13 protein-coding genes and 1 pseudogene are annotated in these 17,693 nt (G+C 68.5%); 3 read left to right on the top strand and 11 right to left on the bottom strand.

Annotated elements, in window-relative coordinates:
• Positions 1–560: 560 nt before the first annotated feature.
• The 3 genes from J2N69_RS00210 to J2N69_RS00200 all read right to left on the bottom strand — a co-directional run bounded on the left by J2N69_RS00210 (position 561) and on the right by J2N69_RS00200 (position 4,931).
• On the bottom strand, positions 561–1,298 hold the full coding sequence (locus J2N69_RS00210; RefSeq protein ID WP_230898842.1) for a dienelactone hydrolase family protein: 738 nt from the start codon (positions 1,296–1,298) through the stop codon (positions 561–563).
• A gap of 190 nt (positions 1,299–1,488) precedes the next feature.
• Entirely contained in the window at positions 1,489–2,121 is a 633-nt protein-coding gene (locus J2N69_RS00205) for a DUF5825 family protein (protein WP_230904523.1), read from the bottom strand.
• Between the two features lie 1,547 nt (positions 2,122–3,668).
• Positions 3,669–4,931, bottom strand: a complete 1,263-nt coding sequence (locus J2N69_RS00200; protein ID WP_230898841.1) for a PLP-dependent cysteine synthase family protein — start codon at positions 4,929–4,931, stop codon at positions 3,669–3,671.
• A 324-nt stretch (positions 4,932–5,255) separates the two neighbouring features.
• On the opposite strand from J2N69_RS00200, the gene J2N69_RS00195 reads away from it, so the two are divergent.
• Positions 5,256–6,734, top strand: coding sequence for an amidase (locus J2N69_RS00195; protein WP_408056866.1), 1,479 nt, complete (start codon positions 5,256–5,258; stop codon positions 6,732–6,734).
• Positions 6,735–7,269: 535 nt separating this feature from the next.
• On the opposite strand, the gene J2N69_RS00190 is transcribed toward J2N69_RS00195, so the two are convergent.
• The 3 genes from J2N69_RS00190 to J2N69_RS36600 are packed head-to-tail and all read right to left on the bottom strand — an operon-like array spanning position 7,270 to position 9,300.
• Complete coding sequence (locus J2N69_RS00190; RefSeq protein ID WP_230898839.1) at positions 7,270–8,382, bottom strand: 3-oxoacyl-[acyl-carrier-protein] synthase III C-terminal domain-containing protein; 1,113 nt, start codon at positions 8,380–8,382, stop codon at positions 7,270–7,272.
• Between the two features lie 34 nt (positions 8,383–8,416).
• Positions 8,417–8,905 carry a PaaI family thioesterase gene (locus tag J2N69_RS00185; protein WP_230898838.1) on the bottom strand — a complete coding sequence of 163 codons (489 nt, stop codon included), beginning with the start codon at positions 8,903–8,905 and terminating at the stop codon, positions 8,417–8,419.
• On the bottom strand, positions 8,902–9,300 hold the full coding sequence (locus J2N69_RS36600) for a 3-hydroxyacyl-CoA dehydrogenase family protein (RefSeq protein WP_408056654.1): 399 nt from the start codon (positions 9,298–9,300) through the stop codon (positions 8,902–8,904). Before J2N69_RS36600 ends, J2N69_RS00185 begins: the two co-directional genes overlap by 4 nt.
• Positions 9,301–9,968: 668 nt before the next feature.
• On the opposite strand from J2N69_RS36600, the gene J2N69_RS00180 reads away from it, so the two are divergent.
• Together J2N69_RS00180 and J2N69_RS00175 are read left to right on the top strand one after the other, a co-directional pair.
• Positions 9,969–11,081, top strand: coding sequence for a hypothetical protein (locus J2N69_RS00180; RefSeq protein ID WP_230898837.1), 1,113 nt, complete (start codon positions 9,969–9,971; stop codon positions 11,079–11,081).
• 745 nt (positions 11,082–11,826) lie between these two features.
• Positions 11,827–12,543 (top strand): hypothetical protein, encoded by a 717-nt coding sequence (locus tag J2N69_RS00175; RefSeq protein WP_230898836.1) that lies wholly within the window; start codon positions 11,827–11,829, stop codon positions 12,541–12,543.
• A gap of 128 nt (positions 12,544–12,671) precedes the next feature.
• Here the strand turns inward: J2N69_RS00175 and J2N69_RS00170 are convergent, their stop codons facing one another.
• The 5 genes and pseudogenes from J2N69_RS00170 to J2N69_RS00150 form a co-directional block, all read right to left on the bottom strand.
• Positions 12,672–13,394, bottom strand: a complete 723-nt coding sequence (locus J2N69_RS00170) for a hypothetical protein (RefSeq protein ID WP_230898835.1) — start codon at positions 13,392–13,394, stop codon at positions 12,672–12,674.
• Positions 13,395–13,575: 181 nt separating this feature from the next.
• A complete protein-coding gene (locus J2N69_RS00165; protein ID WP_230898834.1) occupies positions 13,576–14,874 on the bottom strand; it encodes a GNAT family N-acetyltransferase in 1,299 nt (432 codons plus the stop codon).
• 459 nt (positions 14,875–15,333) lie between these two features.
• Positions 15,334–16,464: an endonuclease domain-containing protein gene (locus J2N69_RS00160; RefSeq protein WP_230898833.1), complete on the bottom strand. Its 1,131-nt coding sequence runs from the start codon at positions 16,462–16,464 to the stop codon at positions 15,334–15,336.
• Between the two features lie 86 nt (positions 16,465–16,550).
• Positions 16,551–16,988: a hypothetical protein gene (locus J2N69_RS00155; RefSeq protein WP_230905021.1), complete on the bottom strand. Its 438-nt coding sequence runs from the start codon at positions 16,986–16,988 to the stop codon at positions 16,551–16,553.
• A 270-nt stretch (positions 16,989–17,258) separates the two neighbouring features.
• Positions 17,259–17,687, bottom strand: a pseudogene (locus J2N69_RS00150) (TniQ family protein); the annotation flags it as partial.
• Between the last annotated feature and the right edge of the window lie 6 nt (positions 17,688–17,693).

Here is a 17,693-nt window from a genome sequence, read left to right as displayed (position 1 = left end):
ACGAACCGCTACGTGGGCGCTCGAATACCCCGCCTTGCACCGCTCATTCGAAGCGAGCGCTATGGTCACGGGCCGCACATCGACGTCCGCGGTATCCGCGGCCGGGCGCGCACAGCGCGCGGCTGAGTCCTTACAGCATCACACCACCGATCGGAACGATCGGCGACCGGGGCGGCCGCGAGCCGCTGCCGGAGTACGTGTGGCTGCAAACCGCGACCGGAGGAGCGGTTGTTGTACGCCGGGAGAAGGCGACCGCCGGCACCCGCCCTGCCGGCCGCACACCCCAGCACCACTCGGTGTCCGTACCCAGCCCATCATGGGATACAGTAGATCTTGAACTGGTCGCCCCAACACAGGGGTACCGGCGTTGCGTTGGTGGTCCAAGGAAAGACGCCCCGCTTCCTGCGGGGAAATGCAGGTGCAAGGCCTGCCCGGCGCTCGATCAGAAGTCCGTACGCGCACAGCGTGTACGGACTTCTTTGTTTTACGAGACTTAGGTTCATCCTGCGCCCATCTGGTCCAGGAGGCAGGGAAGGACGAGTTCCAGGCCGTGGCCGCGGTCATGCCTCCAGCCCCTCCGTCACGGGCAGGCACTCGGTGAGCAGGTCGAGGATGTCGCGCCAGGCTCGTCGCGCGTGCCGCGGGTGGTAGCCGACGCCGGGACGCACAGTGTGGTCGACCGGTGGGTGGTGGAAGGCGTGCAGGGCGCCGCCGTAGACCGTCAGACGCCAGTCGACGCCCGCGGCCTGCATCTGGGCGGTGTACGCCTCCCGTTGCGCGGGCGACATGATCGGGTCTTCCGACCCGACCCCGGCCCACACCGGGCAGCGGATGCGTGCTGCCTCGCCCGGTCGGCCCGTAATCGTTGCGTTGACTGTCCCGATCGCGCGCAGGTCCACGCCGTCGCGCCCGAGTTCCAGGGCGATGGCGCCCCCGGTGCCGTAGCCGATCGCGGCGATCCGGTCGGGGTCGGTCCGCGGTTCGGCGCGCAGCACGTCGAGCGCCGCGTGGCCGATCTCCCGCATCCGGTCGGGATCAGCGAGCAGCGGCAGGCACCGGGCCAGCATCTCCTCGGGGTCGCGCACATAGCACCCGCCATGAAGGTCGAAGGCCAGCGCTATGCAACCCAGTTCGGCCAGAGCGTCGGCCCGGCGGCGCTCGACATCGCTGAGCCCTATGCCCTCTGGTCCGATCAGCACCGCGGGACGGCGGTCGGCACCGGCCGGGAGCGCGAGGTGCCCGATCATCGTCAGGCCGTCGGCCGGATACTCGACCGGACGCGTCGTAATCGTCGTCATGGGACCGGACTGTAGTGATCGTCGGGCCCGGTTCGGCCACTGCTCTGCTGCTGGCAGAGCGGCGCCGGTATCCCCTCTGAGATACGGCGGGGGCTCACAAGAACGAACCGCACAAGCTCCGTCCCCACGGCAGCTACCCATCTCCGTCGCCATCCACGCGAAAGACAGGGGGTGGCCTGACAGGTGGCGGTCAGGCGGCGGTGGCGGGGATGGGCCAGCGCAGCATCCTGGTGGGCAGGGTGACGAGGTGGCCGCCGGGGGACTGCCACAGGAGGTTCTCGTGCACAAGGAGTCGGGCGGCCTCGCGCTGGCGCGGCGTGAGGTGGTGTGCGGGCCGCGGGGTCAGCGCGTGCAGGAAGCCAGTGCGCAGGCCGGGATCGTCGAGGGTGAAGTGGGCAGTCGCGTCGGGGGCACGCGAGTCCTTGACGGACACGCAGCCGGGGCCGCGGCGGAAGTAGCACAGGCCGTAGCGGTGGCGTTGACGCCAGGTGTCGTGCGGGTCCGGGGCCTTGGCGTGGTTAGGGGCTGCGGGAGGCGGGAGGTGGTGTAGGGCGGGGCCGGTGAGATCGGCGGCGGGTGGGCAGGACCAGTCGACGCCGACCTGATGGGAGGCGCACTGCCGGTGCCGATGGTGATACCGGCGGCGACCGAGATCCGGCTGTGCCGGTGAGGGCCTACGGCGGGGCGCGGGCGGGCGGTGAGGCCGGCGGCGCGTGCCATGGCCGTGAGGTGGTCGAGGCTGGGGGAGGAGTGGGTCATGGGCTGGCCCCTCCGGGGACGGGGACGGGGACGTTGGGCCGGACGCGTACGGGTGTGGCGGGATGGGCGAGAGTGACGTACTGGTTGCCGTCTTCGAAGACCAGGCCGTGGCGGAGCATGCGGCGCAGCCAGGCGCTCGTGTCCTGGTCGGGGGCCGGGTGACCGGCGTCGGCCAGAGCGCGGGTCAGGGCAGCGGGTGTGCGGCCGGGCTCTAGCAGGTGGTAGGCCGCGGCCTACCAGCCGGTGAGTGTGTGGTCGCGCTCGGGCCATCCGTGTCGGCGGTCGTGGATGACGTACCGGTCGGTGTCCTGGCCGGCGAGCAGCAGGCTTGAGTGGGGGGAGGGCGGCTCGCCACTGCCGCACGCACTCGTGGAGCGTTGCTTCGGTCCGGCCGGTGATGCCCTGTGCGGGCGTGTCGAAGAGGTAGGCGACAGCGGCGGGTTCGGCCTCGGGCAGGTCGTAGACGTGCTGGTAGAGGCTGGCGGGGGTGCGGTGGGGGAAGCCGAGTTCCGGGCGCTCGAAGTAGGGGCTGAACCGCTCCAGCGCGACAACGGGTGGCGTCCGCGGGCGGCTGGAGGTGGGCCAGGGCCGGCATCTGCTGAAGGATGGGCCGGCAGTCCTGCTCGCGTTCGCCGGGGAAGCCGTAGAGGCTGTTCCAGTCCACCGTGGCGCCATCGTCAAGGTGCACGCGCTCGGCATGCGCGTCCTCACCGCGCGCTCGGCCGCCGGGCGGCAGACGGCTCCTCAAGCGGCTTGACGCCCAGCCTGGTCAGTCGTTCCTGCTGCTCGGGGAGGAGCTGCGCCCAGGTGCCCGGCTGCGGCCCCCGAGAGTCTGGCGCCATACCGCCCAGCTCCAACCGCAGTCCTGCTGCATCCCGGCCTGTGAGCGGGCCCCACCGTCCCGCTCGCCGTACCCCGCCAGCACCGAGACGCCCCGACCCCAACTGGTCGGCCAGGTACTGCGCCACCTCCCACTACTGCGCCACTCCAACGGCACCGCGTGTACGGACCGAAGTACCGCTGCCCGCCACCGGCATGTGGAAAGCCCGGCAAGGGCGGCGGTCAGGCCGGCACCGTCGTGACCGCTCCGCAGGACCGGGTGCCGCTGCTGTTCATCGAGGCCGACAACTGCCACGAGACGGCCGAGGAACTCGCCGGCAAGCTGGCGAAGTACGCTCGCTTCCTCCGCGCCACCGGGCGAAGGACACCGACGGCCGTGAGCGCCCGATGCGGCGCAGCCGTTGGAGCACTCTGGTCACATGGTCCGGCGAGGCGGCGCACCCACCCGGGCAGAAGCCCCGACCGACGGAGCACAGGATCAGACGGAGGCCGCCTACATGTCCGCTGAACTGCCAAAACACCGATCAAGTTAGAGTCGCGTGCAACGTCGGACCATAAATGACAAGCCAAGAGCTCAACGGCATGGCTGCGGCATGGAGCGATCACCCTCACCACCCGGCAGACCACAACCACGACCGGCACCAGGCCGACCATACGGTCCTGGGTGACCGCTCGTGAGGCGGCAGTTCGCCCTCCGTGCGGCATCGACGCCGCGATGGTGGTGCTTACACCCACCGTGACCCGTACCCGGAGCGCTTACGGCTGGGCCTGTCACATGTTCCACATGAGGCCGCGCGGCGCGGAGGGCTTCTTCCAGGATCTGGGCGGGGTCCAGTCACCGGTGTCGAGGAAGCGCTCGACGGTGTCCATCCAGGGACGGAAGTCGATTCCCTGCTGTTTGAGCCATGCGTCGTTGTAGTAGGTGTCGAGGTAGCGCTGGCCGGAATCGCAGAGCACCGTGACGACCGTGCCGCTCTCGTGGCGCCGGTGCAGTCCGCGCAGGACCTTCAGAGCGCCGTACAGCCCGGTGCCGGTGGAGCCTCCGGGAGCGAGGCCGAGCCGCTCCCGGGCCACGCGCATGGTGGCGATGGAGCAGGGGTCCGGAACCCGGATCATCCGGTTGACCAGCGGGAAGAGGAAAGAAGGTTCGACGGTGGGCCGGCCGATGCCCTCGATGCGAGAGCCCTTCGCCGTCGCTTTACGGTTGTTGTCCCGCCAGCCGGGGAAGAACGCGGAGCCCTCGGGGTCGGTGACGCACACCCGCACCCGGTGCCCGGTGTAGCGCGCGTAGCGGGCCAGCGAGGCCGCGGTGCCGCCGGTCCCGGCTCCCATGACGAACCAGTCCGGGTCCGTCTCGCTGAGGATCTCGCCCGCCATTCCGTGGTCACCGCGCCAGTCGTAGGCGCGCTCGGCGTAGGTGAACTGGTCCATGAAGTGACCGCGACGATCGCGGGCCACCTGCCTGGCCCGCTCGGAGATGGTCGCGCCGGTCGCCTCGACGATCTCGCCCCCCAGTTCGCGAATCGCCTGCTTCTTCTCCGCTGTGGTGCCCGAGGGCACCACAGCGACGAACTTGATGCCGAGCAACTTGCTGAACCACGCCTCAGAGATGGCCGTCGACCCGCTGGAGGCCTCCACGACCGGGCTGTCGCGCTTGAGCCACCCGTTGGCCAGCGCGTTGAGGAACAGCGCCTCGGCCAATCGGTGCTTATGACTCCCCGAGGGGTGCACCGACTCGTTCTTCACCAGCAGCCGCGATCCACGCAGGCGCCCCGGCAACTCCAGCTCCAGCATCGGCGTCGGCTCGTACGTAAGAGCCCTGATCCGCCGGATGCGGTCATTGACCCAGCCGCGCTCATCCGGATAGCGGTCCGAGAGGTCGTCCTCCGTGGCCTGCTCCGCCCCGGCGGAACGCCCCGCCCCCTCGGCAGCCGGAGCCGCGAGGGAACGGCTCGCAGCCCCGGCCGCACCCGCCGTCGTTGCGGCAGCTGTTCCCGCGCCGGCAAGCAGCAGCGCACGCCGTGACACACCCATCCGACAACCTCCACGCACCCGTTGCAGCCGCCACCCGAACCAGACAGCGGGCCCTGCTAACAACCCGCCCGCGCCGGAGGATGCGGGGCCGGCCGCAGACACCGTAGAAACCACCTGGGCGGCTCAACCACAGGGCATGCCGCCGAAGGACTGTGACTTCATGCTGGACCGGGCCACGAGGGGCATTCGTGGCGGCTCGGACCCGCGAGAAGATCTTCCGCGACTCGACGTCTGCGATGTCCCGAGGAAGATGACCGACAGTCATGGCCGCCTCGGACAGGCTCTCGCACACCGGTGCGGCGTCGGCCGGGGGGGGGCCGGAGACTGACACGGCGCCGGGTGGCCACGCCCGGCGGAGCGTACGCGGCCGTGCCACGTGGTACCTCTCGTCACATGAGTGAGCCGACACAGCTGACCGACCTGAGGGCCCACGAGCTGCTGGCCGGGTATAGGCGCGGCGACTTCTCCCCCCTTGAGGTGACCCGCGCGGTCCTGGACCGGATGGAGCGCATGCAGCCGCTGGTCAACGCGTTCGTGCGGGTGGACGCCGAGGCAGCCCTGGGCATGGCTGTGGCGTCCACGCAACGCTGGCGCAAGGGCGAGCCGCAGGGGCTGCTCGACGGAGTGCCCGTCTCGGTCAAGGACCTGCTGCTTCAGGCGGGCGGCCCGACCCTGCGCGGCTCGCGCACCCTTTCCCCGCAGCAGGTATGGGACGAGGACGCTCCCTGTGTGACACGGCTGCGTGCCCAGGGGGCGGTGCTGCTGGGAAAGACGACGACGTCCGAGTTCGGCTGGAAGCCGGTCACCGACTCGCCGCTGACCGGTCTCACCCGCAACCCCTATGACCTGACACGTACATCCGGTGGCTCCAGCGGGGGCAGCGGTGCCGCCGTCGCGCTGGGCGCGGGTCCTTTGTCGGTGGGTACGGACGCCGGCGGATCGATCCGCATCCCCGCCTCCTTCTGCGGTGTCCTTGGACTCAAACCGACCTATGGACGGGTCCCGATCCACCCGCACAGCCCCTACGGCGCTCTGGCACACCTGGGACCGATGGCACGCGACGCGGCGGACGCGGCGCTTCTCCTGGACGCGATCAGCGGCGAGGACTGGCGCGACGGCACCCAGATGGGCCCTGTTCCGCCCGTGTCGGGTTGCCTGGACCGGGGTGTGCAGGGTCTGCGGATCGCCTACTCACCCTCGCTGGGGGGCAAGGCGGCGGTGGATCCGACGGTCGCCTTGGCAGTCCGCAGCGCGGTGGAACACCTGGCGGGTCTCGGTGCACAGGTCGAGGAGACCGACCCCGGCATCCCGGACGTGGAGGACGCGTTCCGCACGCTGTGGTCAGGCTTCTCGGCGCGGGCCACACGCCACCTGGACGACGAACGGCGTGCCCTGCTCGATCCGGGGCTGCGTGAGGCGGCCGAACGCGGCGCGGGCCTCAGCGCGCTCGACCACCTCGAAGCGGAAGAAGCCCGCCACGACCTGGGCCACCGCATGGGTCACTTCCACACCACATACGACCTGCTGGTCACCCCCACCATGCCCCTGACCGCCTTCGAAACCGGCACGGACGTGCCACAGCGCACCGAGCACGCCGACTGGCTGGGCTGGACCCCCTTCACCTACCCCTTCAACCTCACCCAACAGCCTGCCGCGACCCTGCCCTGCGGCCTCGACGACGAAGGTCTCCCCATCGGCCTGCAACTCATCGGGGCCCGTCACCACGACGCCCTCGTTCTGCGGGCCGCACATGCGCTCGGCACCGCATTGGGACCCCTCCCACGCCCGCAGCCGTCCTCGTGAACGGCGTATCAGCGCGATCTGCGGAGCGGAGCGCCTCGGCCAGGGCGAACGGGGTCAAGGGCCGCACAGCCAGAGACAGCGCCGCGGGTTGCCGGGCATCACCGCCCCACCGGTAGACACCCCGTGCGCCCGCTCGCTGACGATCTCCCGTCCCCACACCACCTTTGACCATCCGGAGCCAAGATCACCGCGTAGGCGTCCATACAGACGCTCAATGGCGGACCACTCCGTGGACGGAAGCTGGAACGCGCGTGCGGTCGGACGCAGACCTGTTGTCCGTGCCACGGAACTATGCCATCTGCGTACGGCGCAGGCCCGAGCCCCAGACGCTATCGGTGCCACGTCAGCCGGGCGGTGCGTTTCAGGCGCACGAGGGCCCGCAGACGCTCGCCGAGCTGTGCGCCGCGCTCGCCCGGCACCACCCAGGCACGGCCTGTCGCAAAACTGTGGGACTACCCGGACCGGCGGAGCAGCGCCGCGTGGCGCGATAGTCGCGAGATGGACGAGGCGGAGCAGATCAGCTGAGAAAGACCTCTCAGCGCGCCGGTGCCGACAGGCGGACCGGAGCGAGAAAGGCCCCGCGTTCAGGCCCGGAGCCCACCACAGAGAAGCACACGAGGTCTCCGTCCTCTACAGCGCTGTTGGCGCAGTCCTCCTGGAGAAGCGCGATGGTGGAGGGCGAGACGGTGTTGCCCAGCCGCGCGGCGTTGCTCGGCGCTTTGTCCGGCCCCAGGCCGAGCCAGTCGTGGAACGTGGCGACGAGTGCAGGATTGGCCTGGTGGGTGTAGAGGCGTCGGACCTGGTCGAGATAACCGGGCCGGGCGTGTTCGAGGTCGTGGTGGTTGAGAGTCATGGCTTTGGTGTAGTAGGGGCGGATGTCTTTGGCGTTCATTCCGTAGCAGGACATGTCGGCTGCCGCCTCATCGCCCGGCGGGATGCCCGCGCCGCCCCCGGGGTAGTGCACCAGCGGGTCGCTCAGGCCCGGGCCGTCACCGAAGTGCTGGCTGTCACGCGAATAGATCAGGACGCCGTCGGCGTTCTCGTCGCGTTCCAGCACCATCGCCGCGGCCGCGTCGGAGAAGAGGGCGGGTGAGGACCACAGACCTGCCCCGTAGGGGTGGCGGTCGTTGTGCAGGTAATGGGGGCGGACCTGTCCTTCGGCGTCGGTGGTGTGAGTGCTGGCGAGGTTGTAGGCCAGGATCAGGGCGCGGTCGGCCTTGGAGCGGGCCAGGAGGGCGGCTGCTCGGGCCACTCCGGCGCAGCCCGCGCCCAGTTGCAGGGGCGGGATGTGGTCAGGGATGCCGAGGGTGCGCATCAGGGTGAAGGCGTCCTGGTCCATCATCACCTGGTGTGGCGAGCAGGTGACGACGAACACGGCGTCTAGATCGGCGGGTGCCGCCGCGGTCGCTGCCAGTACCTCGCGTGCGGTGTCACTGACCGCGCCGAGACCGGCGAAGCGTTCGCGGTCCCAACTCTTGGACCGCACTCCCAGCATTCCCTCGATCTGAGCACCGTCGAGGGTGGTGCCGGGGTGCTTGCGGTGGGGGATCTTCGCTTGCTCGGCCCATGCGGCAATCGGCACAGGGTCGCTGAGTTCCACTGCTGATCCGGTGACGGCGTACGGGAAGGGGAGGGCGTCTGTGGTCACTTCAGGGAATCCTTCGGCTCAGGGGCGGCGGCCCTCAGGCCGGGTTCGTCCCCGGATGGCGGGGCAGGATGGTGGCGGTCGCGTGGGCCAGCAGGGCCCCTTGCGGCCCCAGTAGTTCGGCCTCGGCCAAGATGCTCGACCCCACCGGTTGCCGTGCCGTGGCGATGCACCGCAGCGGTTCGGGACCGGTGCGGGCAGGCCGCAGGAAGCGCAGGTGAAGGTCGGCACCGAGGGCGTACTGGCCCGCGGGCAGCAGGGACTGCACCGCGTAGCCGCAGGCGGAATCGCACAGCGTGGCAAGGACTCCGCCGTGCACGATCCCGGAATGCGTGGTGTGCCGCTCCTGCGCCACGAGCGTCATCTCCACCCGGCCACGACGGACGTCCGTCACCGTCATCGACAGTCCGGCAGTGAACGGTGAGTGCGGCACACCGTCAGCGATCAGTGAGGAGACCATGGCCAGTCCGTCCATCGCCAGCAGGCGCCGGATGCGCTCCGCGTCGTAGCGGGTGTCCTCGCTCATCGGCGACCGGGGCCTTCTGCCGGAAGGGCGGAGACATCTCCTGGGATTGGCGGGGACGCGGCATGCGCTGCTGCGACAGGACCGGTGGCGGTGTAGTCGTGGAAGCCACTGCCCGACTTGCGTCCCAGACGGCCGGCACGGACCAGCTCTGTCAGCACGGGCGGCGGGGCGAAGGCGCCTCCACCGCCCGTGTGGCTACGGTGGCTGAGTGCCTGGTGCACCACGTCGAGCCCCACACGATCAGCCGCGCGCAGCGGCCCCACGGCATGTCCCAGCCCCTGCTCGCACAGCGCGTCGATGTCGGCGGCGGACGCGGCGCCCGCTGTGGCGGCTCGGGTGAAGGTGAGCAGGTGGGGGAATCCGAGCTGGGCATTGCTCAACGTCTGTGAGCGCACCCCCTAGGTAGGAGTTCTTGGCGGTGGCCTCGACTGGCCTTCGATGGAGTTACACGTGGTGCCGTTGGCCTGCGTTCTGTGACCTGTGAGCTGGTACAGCCTGTGTTGCTCACAGAGAGCGGACGCTGCGCAGCTTTACCGAGCCGTCGGTGTAGTGGTCGAAACCGCATCGCAGCCGGCTGGCACGTTGTGGGGGGCCAGGGAGGCACGGTGTACGGGACGCAGTTTCTTCGTCCGGCGGGGCGGTGGTGCCGGCAGAAGCCACTGGATGAGTACCGCGGCGCCGTAGGGCAGTCCTTGCGGGCGCGGAGCGTGCGAGAAGTAGTTTTGAGTAAGGGGTCTCGGTGGTCGGAGGGTGCCCCAGCTGGCCTGCATCGGCACGTCACTGCCGGAGGAGGAGCCCTAACCTCGACAACATCGATGGCCACACCTGGCCGACGGCCTGCGTTGTGAGAGACACCCCCACCTGGCTGGAGTACTTCATCACTCCGCCCGTGCACTGGGGCGAACTCCTCACCAGCCACCACTCATGCTCGCGAGAAACCAGGTGTACGCCGGCATGGACTGCTGACACGATGCCTCGGAACGACTGCTTGGCTCTCGACTGCGTGGGTTCTGGCATGCCGTAGAAGGCGACCCCCGACACGCAATGGGAGTACAGCGCACTCATGACCACGCGCCCGTCCGGCAACGACATCGCCCTGCAGCTGATCGCGCAGGACCTCATGTTCCTGCGACGATTCTTCCAAGCGGTCGCCACCTCACAAGACCGGGCCGTCGTCCCGATCTTCTGCCTGTACAACTACATGTGCCTGATCATCCACGAGTCCCACAAGGCTCTCCGCCGTATCGATCCCGACCTCGCGGCCGCACTCGCCTACAACCACGCCCCGGCGATCGAGCGCGCACGGAACTCGGTCAAGCTCTACGACGACAAGGCCAAGACGCCAGTGGCGGTGAGCGCTGAGTTCCGGCGCATCATCGAGCAGCACCGGCATGAGCATCTCAACAACACGTGGCTGCCGCTGGCGCGACCACTGGAGACAGACCTCGCCCTCTGGCGCTTCCGCGGCAAGCTCATCTCCACCTCCCACACAGTCAGCTTCTTCCTCGCCCTTCCCCCCCGGTCCCTCAAACCCGAAGTACTGGGCCCGGTGCTATACGACATCGCAGTGGAACAGAGCCGCTACGTGAGTACCATGGCCGACGGATTCCCTTGGCAAGGCCCTTCCTTCCTCGACACGGTGGCCGAGCCGGACCTGACAGCGAACAATGTCCGGGCGAAGAAGCACTACCGGGGAGGCTTCGCCCCCTCTCTGCCTGAGGAGGTCAAGGCCTCCCTGACCGCCATGACCTGCGCGCTGAACACCCTTGATATCCTCCTGGCCGAGGAGCCCGAGCAGTCTTCAGCGGTCAGCTTGTGGAAACTGCGCTACATCACGCTCCACCATGTGCTCTCCAGTCTCAGCAAGCTCAATGAGCAGTACGGAGCCAGCCTTCGATTGCCCGACCGCTCTGTGCTGAATGAGATCCTCGACGCCCCCATGACGGGTCTGATCCTGAAAGCCCACGGCGGCTTCAGGAACACCCTGGTCCACTACGTGCCGCTACGGAACGTGCACGAGCAACTGTCGCTCCACCAACCGCTCTACGGGCTGCTGGACGCATACTTCTCCGAGGCGGACGCCCGCCTTCTGCACGAAGGTCTCGCGAGCCACACTGGCCGCGTCGCCGGAATTCTGGATGCCTGGTCCGGATCGCACATCTCCTCGACAGTGTGAGACATGCCCCGGCCCGGCAGTTGTACGGCCCGCCGCGCTCCCGGCAGCCCCGACCGAGGCACCGCGACTCTCCCTTGCGAGGGTCCTGGCGTGTTGCGGCCGCTGCGCCATGCTGGCAGCACCTGCTGACCTCCTCGGCGTGCGAGGCTTTCGCCGAAACTCTGGACCGGCACATCCGAGACCGCGCGAACACCGCCGGCCACCGTCACGGTGCTCGGCGCCACCACGCTCAGCCGCCGCCCGAACCGGACCGCCGGAGCCTCGAACGCCTCCTGCCAGCGACCAGCCGTGGCACGGCCAGCCGCAGCCGCACGGTACGCGCGGGCCGCGTCCTCCTCAGCCCGCCGCCGGGTCTGGATCTCGGCCAGGACCGCCCGCCACCGTATCCGTACGACATGCGCCTGCCCATTCGCTCAGCCCCCTGCTGCTGCAACGGCAAACCAACCCCCAAGGACACGTGCCGACCGTCCACCACGTCACAACGTGAGTCCCGCCCTGGGCGCGCGAGATCAGCACCAGACAACGCTGCGCGCCCATCGACCCGGCAGGGGAAGCCGGGGTGGCATACTGGCTTTGCGCTTGTGGGCGCATGCCACCCCGTAGGGCCACCGCCTTGGGTGAACCCGGCCGCCGCCAGGACCACAGTGATGTACTCCGGCTCGGATCTGACCTTTCACGTCCACGGCCTGCTGGGTACGGAGTGCGGTGGGGTGTATCCGATGGTGCGGGCCTTGATGGGATCGTGATGTCCGGTCGTATTCACCGCACGCGCCTGGCCCGGGCCTTCGCCTCTGCCCAGCCCATGGCCTATCAGAAGGCTCTGAGTCATGTGATCGCTTGCAGCGAGGCGGGACTTCTCCCGACCCGGCTCGACGATGCCGGCATGCAGCTGGCCTTGGTCGTCCTGCGGCAGAACCTTGGCGACCTGGTGCCGAAGCGGACCCCTTCCGGAGCCGAGCCGGCCGCCGTCGCAACGGAGACAGCCGAACCCGTGCCGGTCAAACGGCCTGCTCTGTCGAAGGACCCGCGGTGTGTTGCTCTGGCCGTAGCGTTGACGCCGGTGCTTCAGGCCAGCTGCCCCGAAGGGGCCGGCGGCTACGGCGGGACTCTGGAGGCCCGTCTTCACCCTGCGGACGCCCAGGCGCTGGGAGGTATGGAACTGATCCGTGCCGCGATGCGGCGTGCGGCACGCCAACTCGGATGGCGGGTCCGCACCGTAGGCTACGCCCGGGAGCGGCTCGTTCTGGTGATCCAGGACGTGCGCGACGTGCCCGCGGAGTTCACGGACGCCCTGGAGGTGGACTCCATGTCGGCATCTGTGGAGATGCATCAGCGCATGGCCGCGGTTGGGGGCGAGGCGGCGTTGAGCGCGCTGGGACCGGGCTCCGTTCAGCGGCAGACAGAGGCATTCCTGCAGGCGGCTCGGGACGCGGTCAAGGCGGATCCGGAAGCATGGCGATAGACGAGGACGAGTTCTCGACGACAGGCACCGTGCGCCGGTGTGCGTGAGCGCATGAGACTTCCGACCGTGCCCGGATTCTGACGGAGGCGCGTAGCCGCCGTCAGAATCCGGGCTGGTTGCGGAGATGGCTAGGCTGTCGTGTCCGGCTTGCTCAGGATGGGGTTCCAGGCGAACCAGCCCAGAACCTCGGAACCGAGCTCCCAGGGAGATTCCAGCATGAGTTTGCCTGCCGTTTCGAGATCTGCGGTGATGCTGTCCGGGGCCGGTCCGACACGTTCCATCAGCTCACCCCACTCACGCCAGAACTCCGCGTCCCCGCCCCGCAACCGGTGCAGGGCCGCTTCCACGCATGCTGGCCACAGCGGCATCCCGTAGTGATCGGTATGCGTGCCGATCTGGGGAGCGCCGGCGAAGACCAGGAAGTCTTCCGGCCCCGCTTCCTTTTCGACGTAGGCGAGTTGGTCGATTCGTTTCTTCACATGCTTCTGGATCTCCCCGAGGAACCCCCACCCGAAGTCCGTGAGCGTTCCGCCACACCCCGGCCAGACAGTTTCACGGTCCAGAATCAGATCCTCCAGCTTGTACAGCCGGTACCGGTCGTCCGATCCCAGGACATCGAACGCCTGCCGCGTGAGCCATGTGTTCCGGGCGAACATCGCCCCGTCCGAGAGGCCTTTGCGGCGGCTGGTGGGCCGTGCGGCGTGCGCGTCCTCGATCGGCCCGTTCCGCCACACCGACAGAACCAGCCCATGAGCAGCAGCCCATCGCAGACCGTCTTCGGCTGCGAAGACCTCCATCTCCTCCAGCCTCTGCCGCCCCCAGGCCACCGACTCCCGCAGCCTCTCCTCCACCGACTGCGCCTCCCCGTGTTCCCCGGACAACCGATCCGCCCCCTTGTCTGTGATGCACCAGCCCCGTGGAGCCCCACGAGAAACAGCAGAGCCTACGTTCCCCCACCGACACCATGACCAGCAGCAGAACTAACAAGTAGGCGCCTCCTGGGTTTCGCCGTCACGCGCTCGCCAGCGCGGTTCAGCCCACCCAGATGCCGTCGGGCGAGAGGCGGCGCGCGAGCTGCAGCCCTGACCGGCTGATCGGCGTAGACCAGGACACCTCAGCGACGGGGGAGCCGAAGTCGTCGGCGAGCGCCTGGACGAGCATGGCACCCACCCCTTGGCGCCGATAGTTGGCCGCCACCCAGATCAGGTCGATCCGCGGCCGCAGGGTGTCGTCTGCGTCGCCGAGCGGGGATTCGTCGACGAGGTCCCAGGGCCGATGGTGACCGGTGTCATGGGCTGCTAAGTAGCCGACAACGTGCCCGTTCGATTTCAGCAAGTACGCCCGAACGTTGTCTTCTGTTTCTTCGGGCTCGCCGAGGTGAGACCAGGAGCGGAAGTCGTAGTGATTCTCCCTCTGCGGCATCCCCGCCACCTTGTAGGCGAGCCTGCGCCACGCGATGGGGGACTGAGCCGTCACCACGGCCAGGTCACCCGGCCAGGAGAGGTTCTTGGGAACCCGCACACCAAGCGCCCATGTCGCGTGGTGGCCGGCGTGCTCACGGCCGTCATTGCCGCTCTGCCCCCGGTACCCGCACCGGCACTCATGATCGAGTGAAAGCTGCAGCAGGCGGAACTGGACGGGGGCGGCATGCTGACTGAGGTCCTGGTCGCGGCCTCCCACCCAGGGCCGGTGCAGCGTGTCGCCCGAGTCGACATGACCGCTCCACCGGTCCACCCAACCCGGATACTGCTCAGGGAACATCTCCCGCAGCTGCTTCTCGGCCGTCGGCAGTGTGGGGCGCACCCACACACTCCCAGCCGTAGCCCGGCCATTGAGACGCAGCCCGCTGCTCCTGGCCTTGCCCCGCAGGAACCGCAGAAACACGGCAGGCGGCGAATGGAAGTCCACTCCACGCAGCAACTCCCGCTCGCCCGGAGCCAGCCAGTCCTCTATAGGCAGCGTCAGCCGACCGGCCAGTGCCGCAAGCCCGCTGTAGTCGTTTTGGAGTTCCGCCTCACGCAGCGCTCCGACCGCAGCCTCAACCTCCGTGAACGGAACGGGTAAAGTGACCCAGCGACTCCCGTTGCTCCAGGTGAAGCTGCCCGGGTAGCCGTCGTACCAGAGGCGGTCGACGGCCGCGTCCTGAACCTTCTCGACAACATCGGTGTACGCAGTGGGCAACTCTGCGGTGTCGCCTCGTGAGGACACGGCGTCCACGTACCCGTCACGCTCGAGTTCGACCCGGGCGTACCAGCGATGTGCCCGGATACGGATCTTGCGGCAGCGCCAGTCACGCTGGTCGGCATCGAGGTGGATGGTCCGCTCGCTCATCATTGCTCCTTGTCCTGCTGGCTCCACGCACCCTCGGCAGTATCGCCTGCGGTGTACAGGCTGCGAGACAGAGTTACGCGGGATTGTCCGGCTTGCTCAGGATGGGGTTCCGGCGAACCATCCCAGGACCTCGGATCCAGCCCCGAGACCGTGTGACCGCCCATGGGTGTACTCGTTGAGCTGGGCCAAGTAGAGACGATCTTGACGCAAGTGAGACTGAATATGGCTTGTGACGATCCAGGGATCGAGAAGTGACGCTACGAGTACGACGGCGGTCGATACGTCGGCTGCAGAAACAGGAGTGGAGACCTGTGCACCGACTGCGGGGCCAATCACCTGAGGGGTGGGCGATGGAGGAGGCGCACGTAGGGCACAGGGCGGTGTAGCCGCTGTTGCTGGACGTGCGCCACTTCCAGACGCCTCCGGTGGCGGCCGCGAACAACATGCCCGACGTCCCTGCTACAGGCCGGGGCCGATGACTTCGTCGATGAATTGGCGTACGAGAAGCTTCACTTCGTCCGATGGGACGGTGACGGACCATACAAGCTCTGGCTGATGCTGATAGCACTGGAACCGGGCCAAAACCGATCCGTCGTCCTCGACGTAGAACCACCTCCAGGACAGCTCGTGCGTGCATGCCGCGTGTGGTTCGAATACGGCAAGGCAGCGGACGATGTCGGCGTGGTGCTGAAGGGGGAGGGTCCGCTGAGCGCGGCAGTCCGTGCACTGCAGAAGGTGATCGACCGCTCCAGGACGGTCGATGAACCCACGAGTGCCCTCGGAGTTGTTGCACTTCACGCACAACGGCCCGCGGAACAGACCGTGGGAATGGCAATGGTCCCAGTACAGGGCTCGCCGAGGCTCAGGACACATCCGGCACAGGAAAGCCTCGGCGGGAGAGCGTTTGGCGAACGCCTTCGTGTACTGGCGGCCTCGCAGATGGCCGGTGTAGGGCCTGGCGGCCTGGGCAGCACACGACGGGCACAGGACGACGAATCCTGAGGCGCTGGAGGAACGCCACTGCTTGCTGCCGGCCGGCGTTCCGCAGCCGCTGCACACGTCGTCCTGCGCTGCGAGGCCGGCTTCGACCTCCTCGGCCCGGTCCAGCACAGCAGCATAGGCGCGAGGAACCAGCCACTCCTTCCCCGACCAGACCATCAGCGGCAACGGCCGGGTGCTCGCGATGGTCCGCTGAGTGAAAGCTTCGGGCAGCTGCTGCCCGGTGAAATTCTTGGATAGGACACCAGGGCCCTGCATCCGAGGAAGCTCGGACTCATAGGTGGCCTGAGAGATCCACTGCCAGACGCGAGAGCGCCAGGTGTGCGGCTCGCTGGCCTCCAGACCGGCGTCGACCAGGTCGCCGGGGTCGATCTCGAGTCCGGCGAGCCGCTTGCCGGACTTCTGGATGTCCCGGTCAAGGAAGCGCCATTGCTGCCGGTACTTGTAGCCGGGCACGGCCATATCACCGATGAGCACGTGGCTGGTAGCGGAGAACGTGTAGCGGTTCACATGATCCAGATAGGCGGGGACTGCCGTGTGGTGGGTGAGGTCGGCAAGCCTTTGGTGTGCTGCCTGGAGTGAAAGCCACATGAGGCACAGCTCCTTGAAATCGCTGATAGAGACAATGGACGAGTCACCGAGCAGGCCGACGGGGCGACCGCTCCGCTGAGGAGATGTCACGGGCAGGGCGCCGGCTCGGGCCGTGGCAAGGGCACCGGTTCCCAGCCACCGGTGAGGAAGGCCGCCCCGGCCTCTTCGCAGAGGCTGCGGGGGCGGCGGTCGGTGAGGAAGCCGACGCGGTGGCTGTATTCGCTGGGCCGTACAGCTGTCCCGTGCACCGCCCACAAGCCGTTGCTTTCGGGGCTGTCCGCAGCGGTGAGCCTGCGCAGCCACTGTTCGAGGGGATCGGTTTGTGCGGCTGTCCTGGGCCTGGTGCGGGTGTAGGCGATCAGCCAGTCCGCGAGCCATGGCCTGTCGGCCCGGCGGCTGATTTCCTGGAGCAGCAATTCTCTTGCGGCGCCTACCCCTTTGGCTGCGGCGGTTTGGCGCAACTGCTGCTGCCAGTGCCGAGCGCCGAGCAGCCGGGCCACGGCGATCGTCTCGGGGTAGGACACCAGCGCGTGTGGTACCACCGCCGTCGGTATGGATCCCGTGGCTGCGGCCAGCCGGTGTACACGGTCTTGCCAGACCGTCTCGGATCTCCACCCTTGTACTTGCCACGACCACACCACCGCCGCGGCGAGGGCAACCACGTCCGCCGCGTGCGGATGGGCCCGTGCGAGCGCGGAGTGGTGTCGGTGAGCGGTGAGGACCTCGGGCAGAGTCTCCAGCGGAATGCTCGCCGGCCTCCCGGGATGTGCGAGGAGCCAGCGCCGGTGACGTCGGCAGACGTGCCCGGCCGTTCCCGGGTACACCAGCACCGGTCGTCCGGGCCGCCAGGCCCGCCCGGTACACGCAGGACAGGTCCCCACCCATGCCTCGCCTGGCATGTACCAGGCCGCCCGCAGGTTCTCGTCATCTGCGAGCCGTCCGTGTGGGGCGGCGAGAGAGGGCAGCAGGCGGGTGAGCCGGGTCAGGGGAAGACCGGTGGAGCGGGCCAGGGCTGTTCGCGCGGGTGTGTTGAGGAACAGTTCCAGTCCCTTGCCCGGGGTGCCCCTCACCTGCACCCGGTGCGCGCCGCTCAGGATGCCCCGCAGCAAGTCCTGCGCGGGCAGACCGTAAGGGGCGGCCATCCTCCGGAACCAGGAGCCGGTCAGTTCCCTCGCCACGGGAGGGATACGAACAAGCGTGGAGGCGGAGGGTTGCACCGGCATCGTCCT

The organism is Streptomyces huasconensis (genome assembly GCF_021028635.1).
GTDB lineage: Bacteria > Actinomycetota > Actinomycetes > Streptomycetales > Streptomycetaceae > Streptomyces > Streptomyces huasconensis.
The sequence above is the reverse complement of the archived record's forward strand: the minus strand, read 5'-3'. Positions and strand labels throughout refer to the sequence as shown.

Bases quoted from the DNA above. Each gene is read 5' to 3' on its own strand.
- J2N69_RS00210 (WP_230898842.1), bottom strand. From the start codon at position 1,298: ATGACGACGATTACGACGCGTCCGGTCGAGTATCCGGCCGACGGCCTG.
- J2N69_RS00200 (WP_230898841.1), bottom strand. From the start codon at position 4,931: ATGGGTGTGTCACGGCGTGCGCTGCTGCTTGCCGGCGCGGGAACAGCT.
- J2N69_RS00185 (WP_230898838.1), bottom strand. From the start codon at position 8,905: ATGAGCGAGGACACCCGCTACGACGCGGAGCGCATCCGGCGCCTGCTG.
- J2N69_RS00180 (WP_230898837.1), top strand. From the start codon at position 9,969: ATGACCACGCGCCCGTCCGGCAACGACATCGCCCTGCAGCTGATCGCG.
- J2N69_RS00175 (WP_230898836.1), top strand. From the start codon at position 11,827: ATGTCCGGTCGTATTCACCGCACGCGCCTGGCCCGGGCCTTCGCCTCT.
- J2N69_RS00165 (WP_230898834.1), bottom strand. From the start codon at position 14,874: ATGAGCGAGCGGACCATCCACCTCGATGCCGACCAGCGTGACTGGCGC.
- J2N69_RS00160 (WP_230898833.1), bottom strand. From the start codon at position 16,464: ATGTGGCTTTCACTCCAGGCAGCACACCAAAGGCTTGCCGACCTCACC.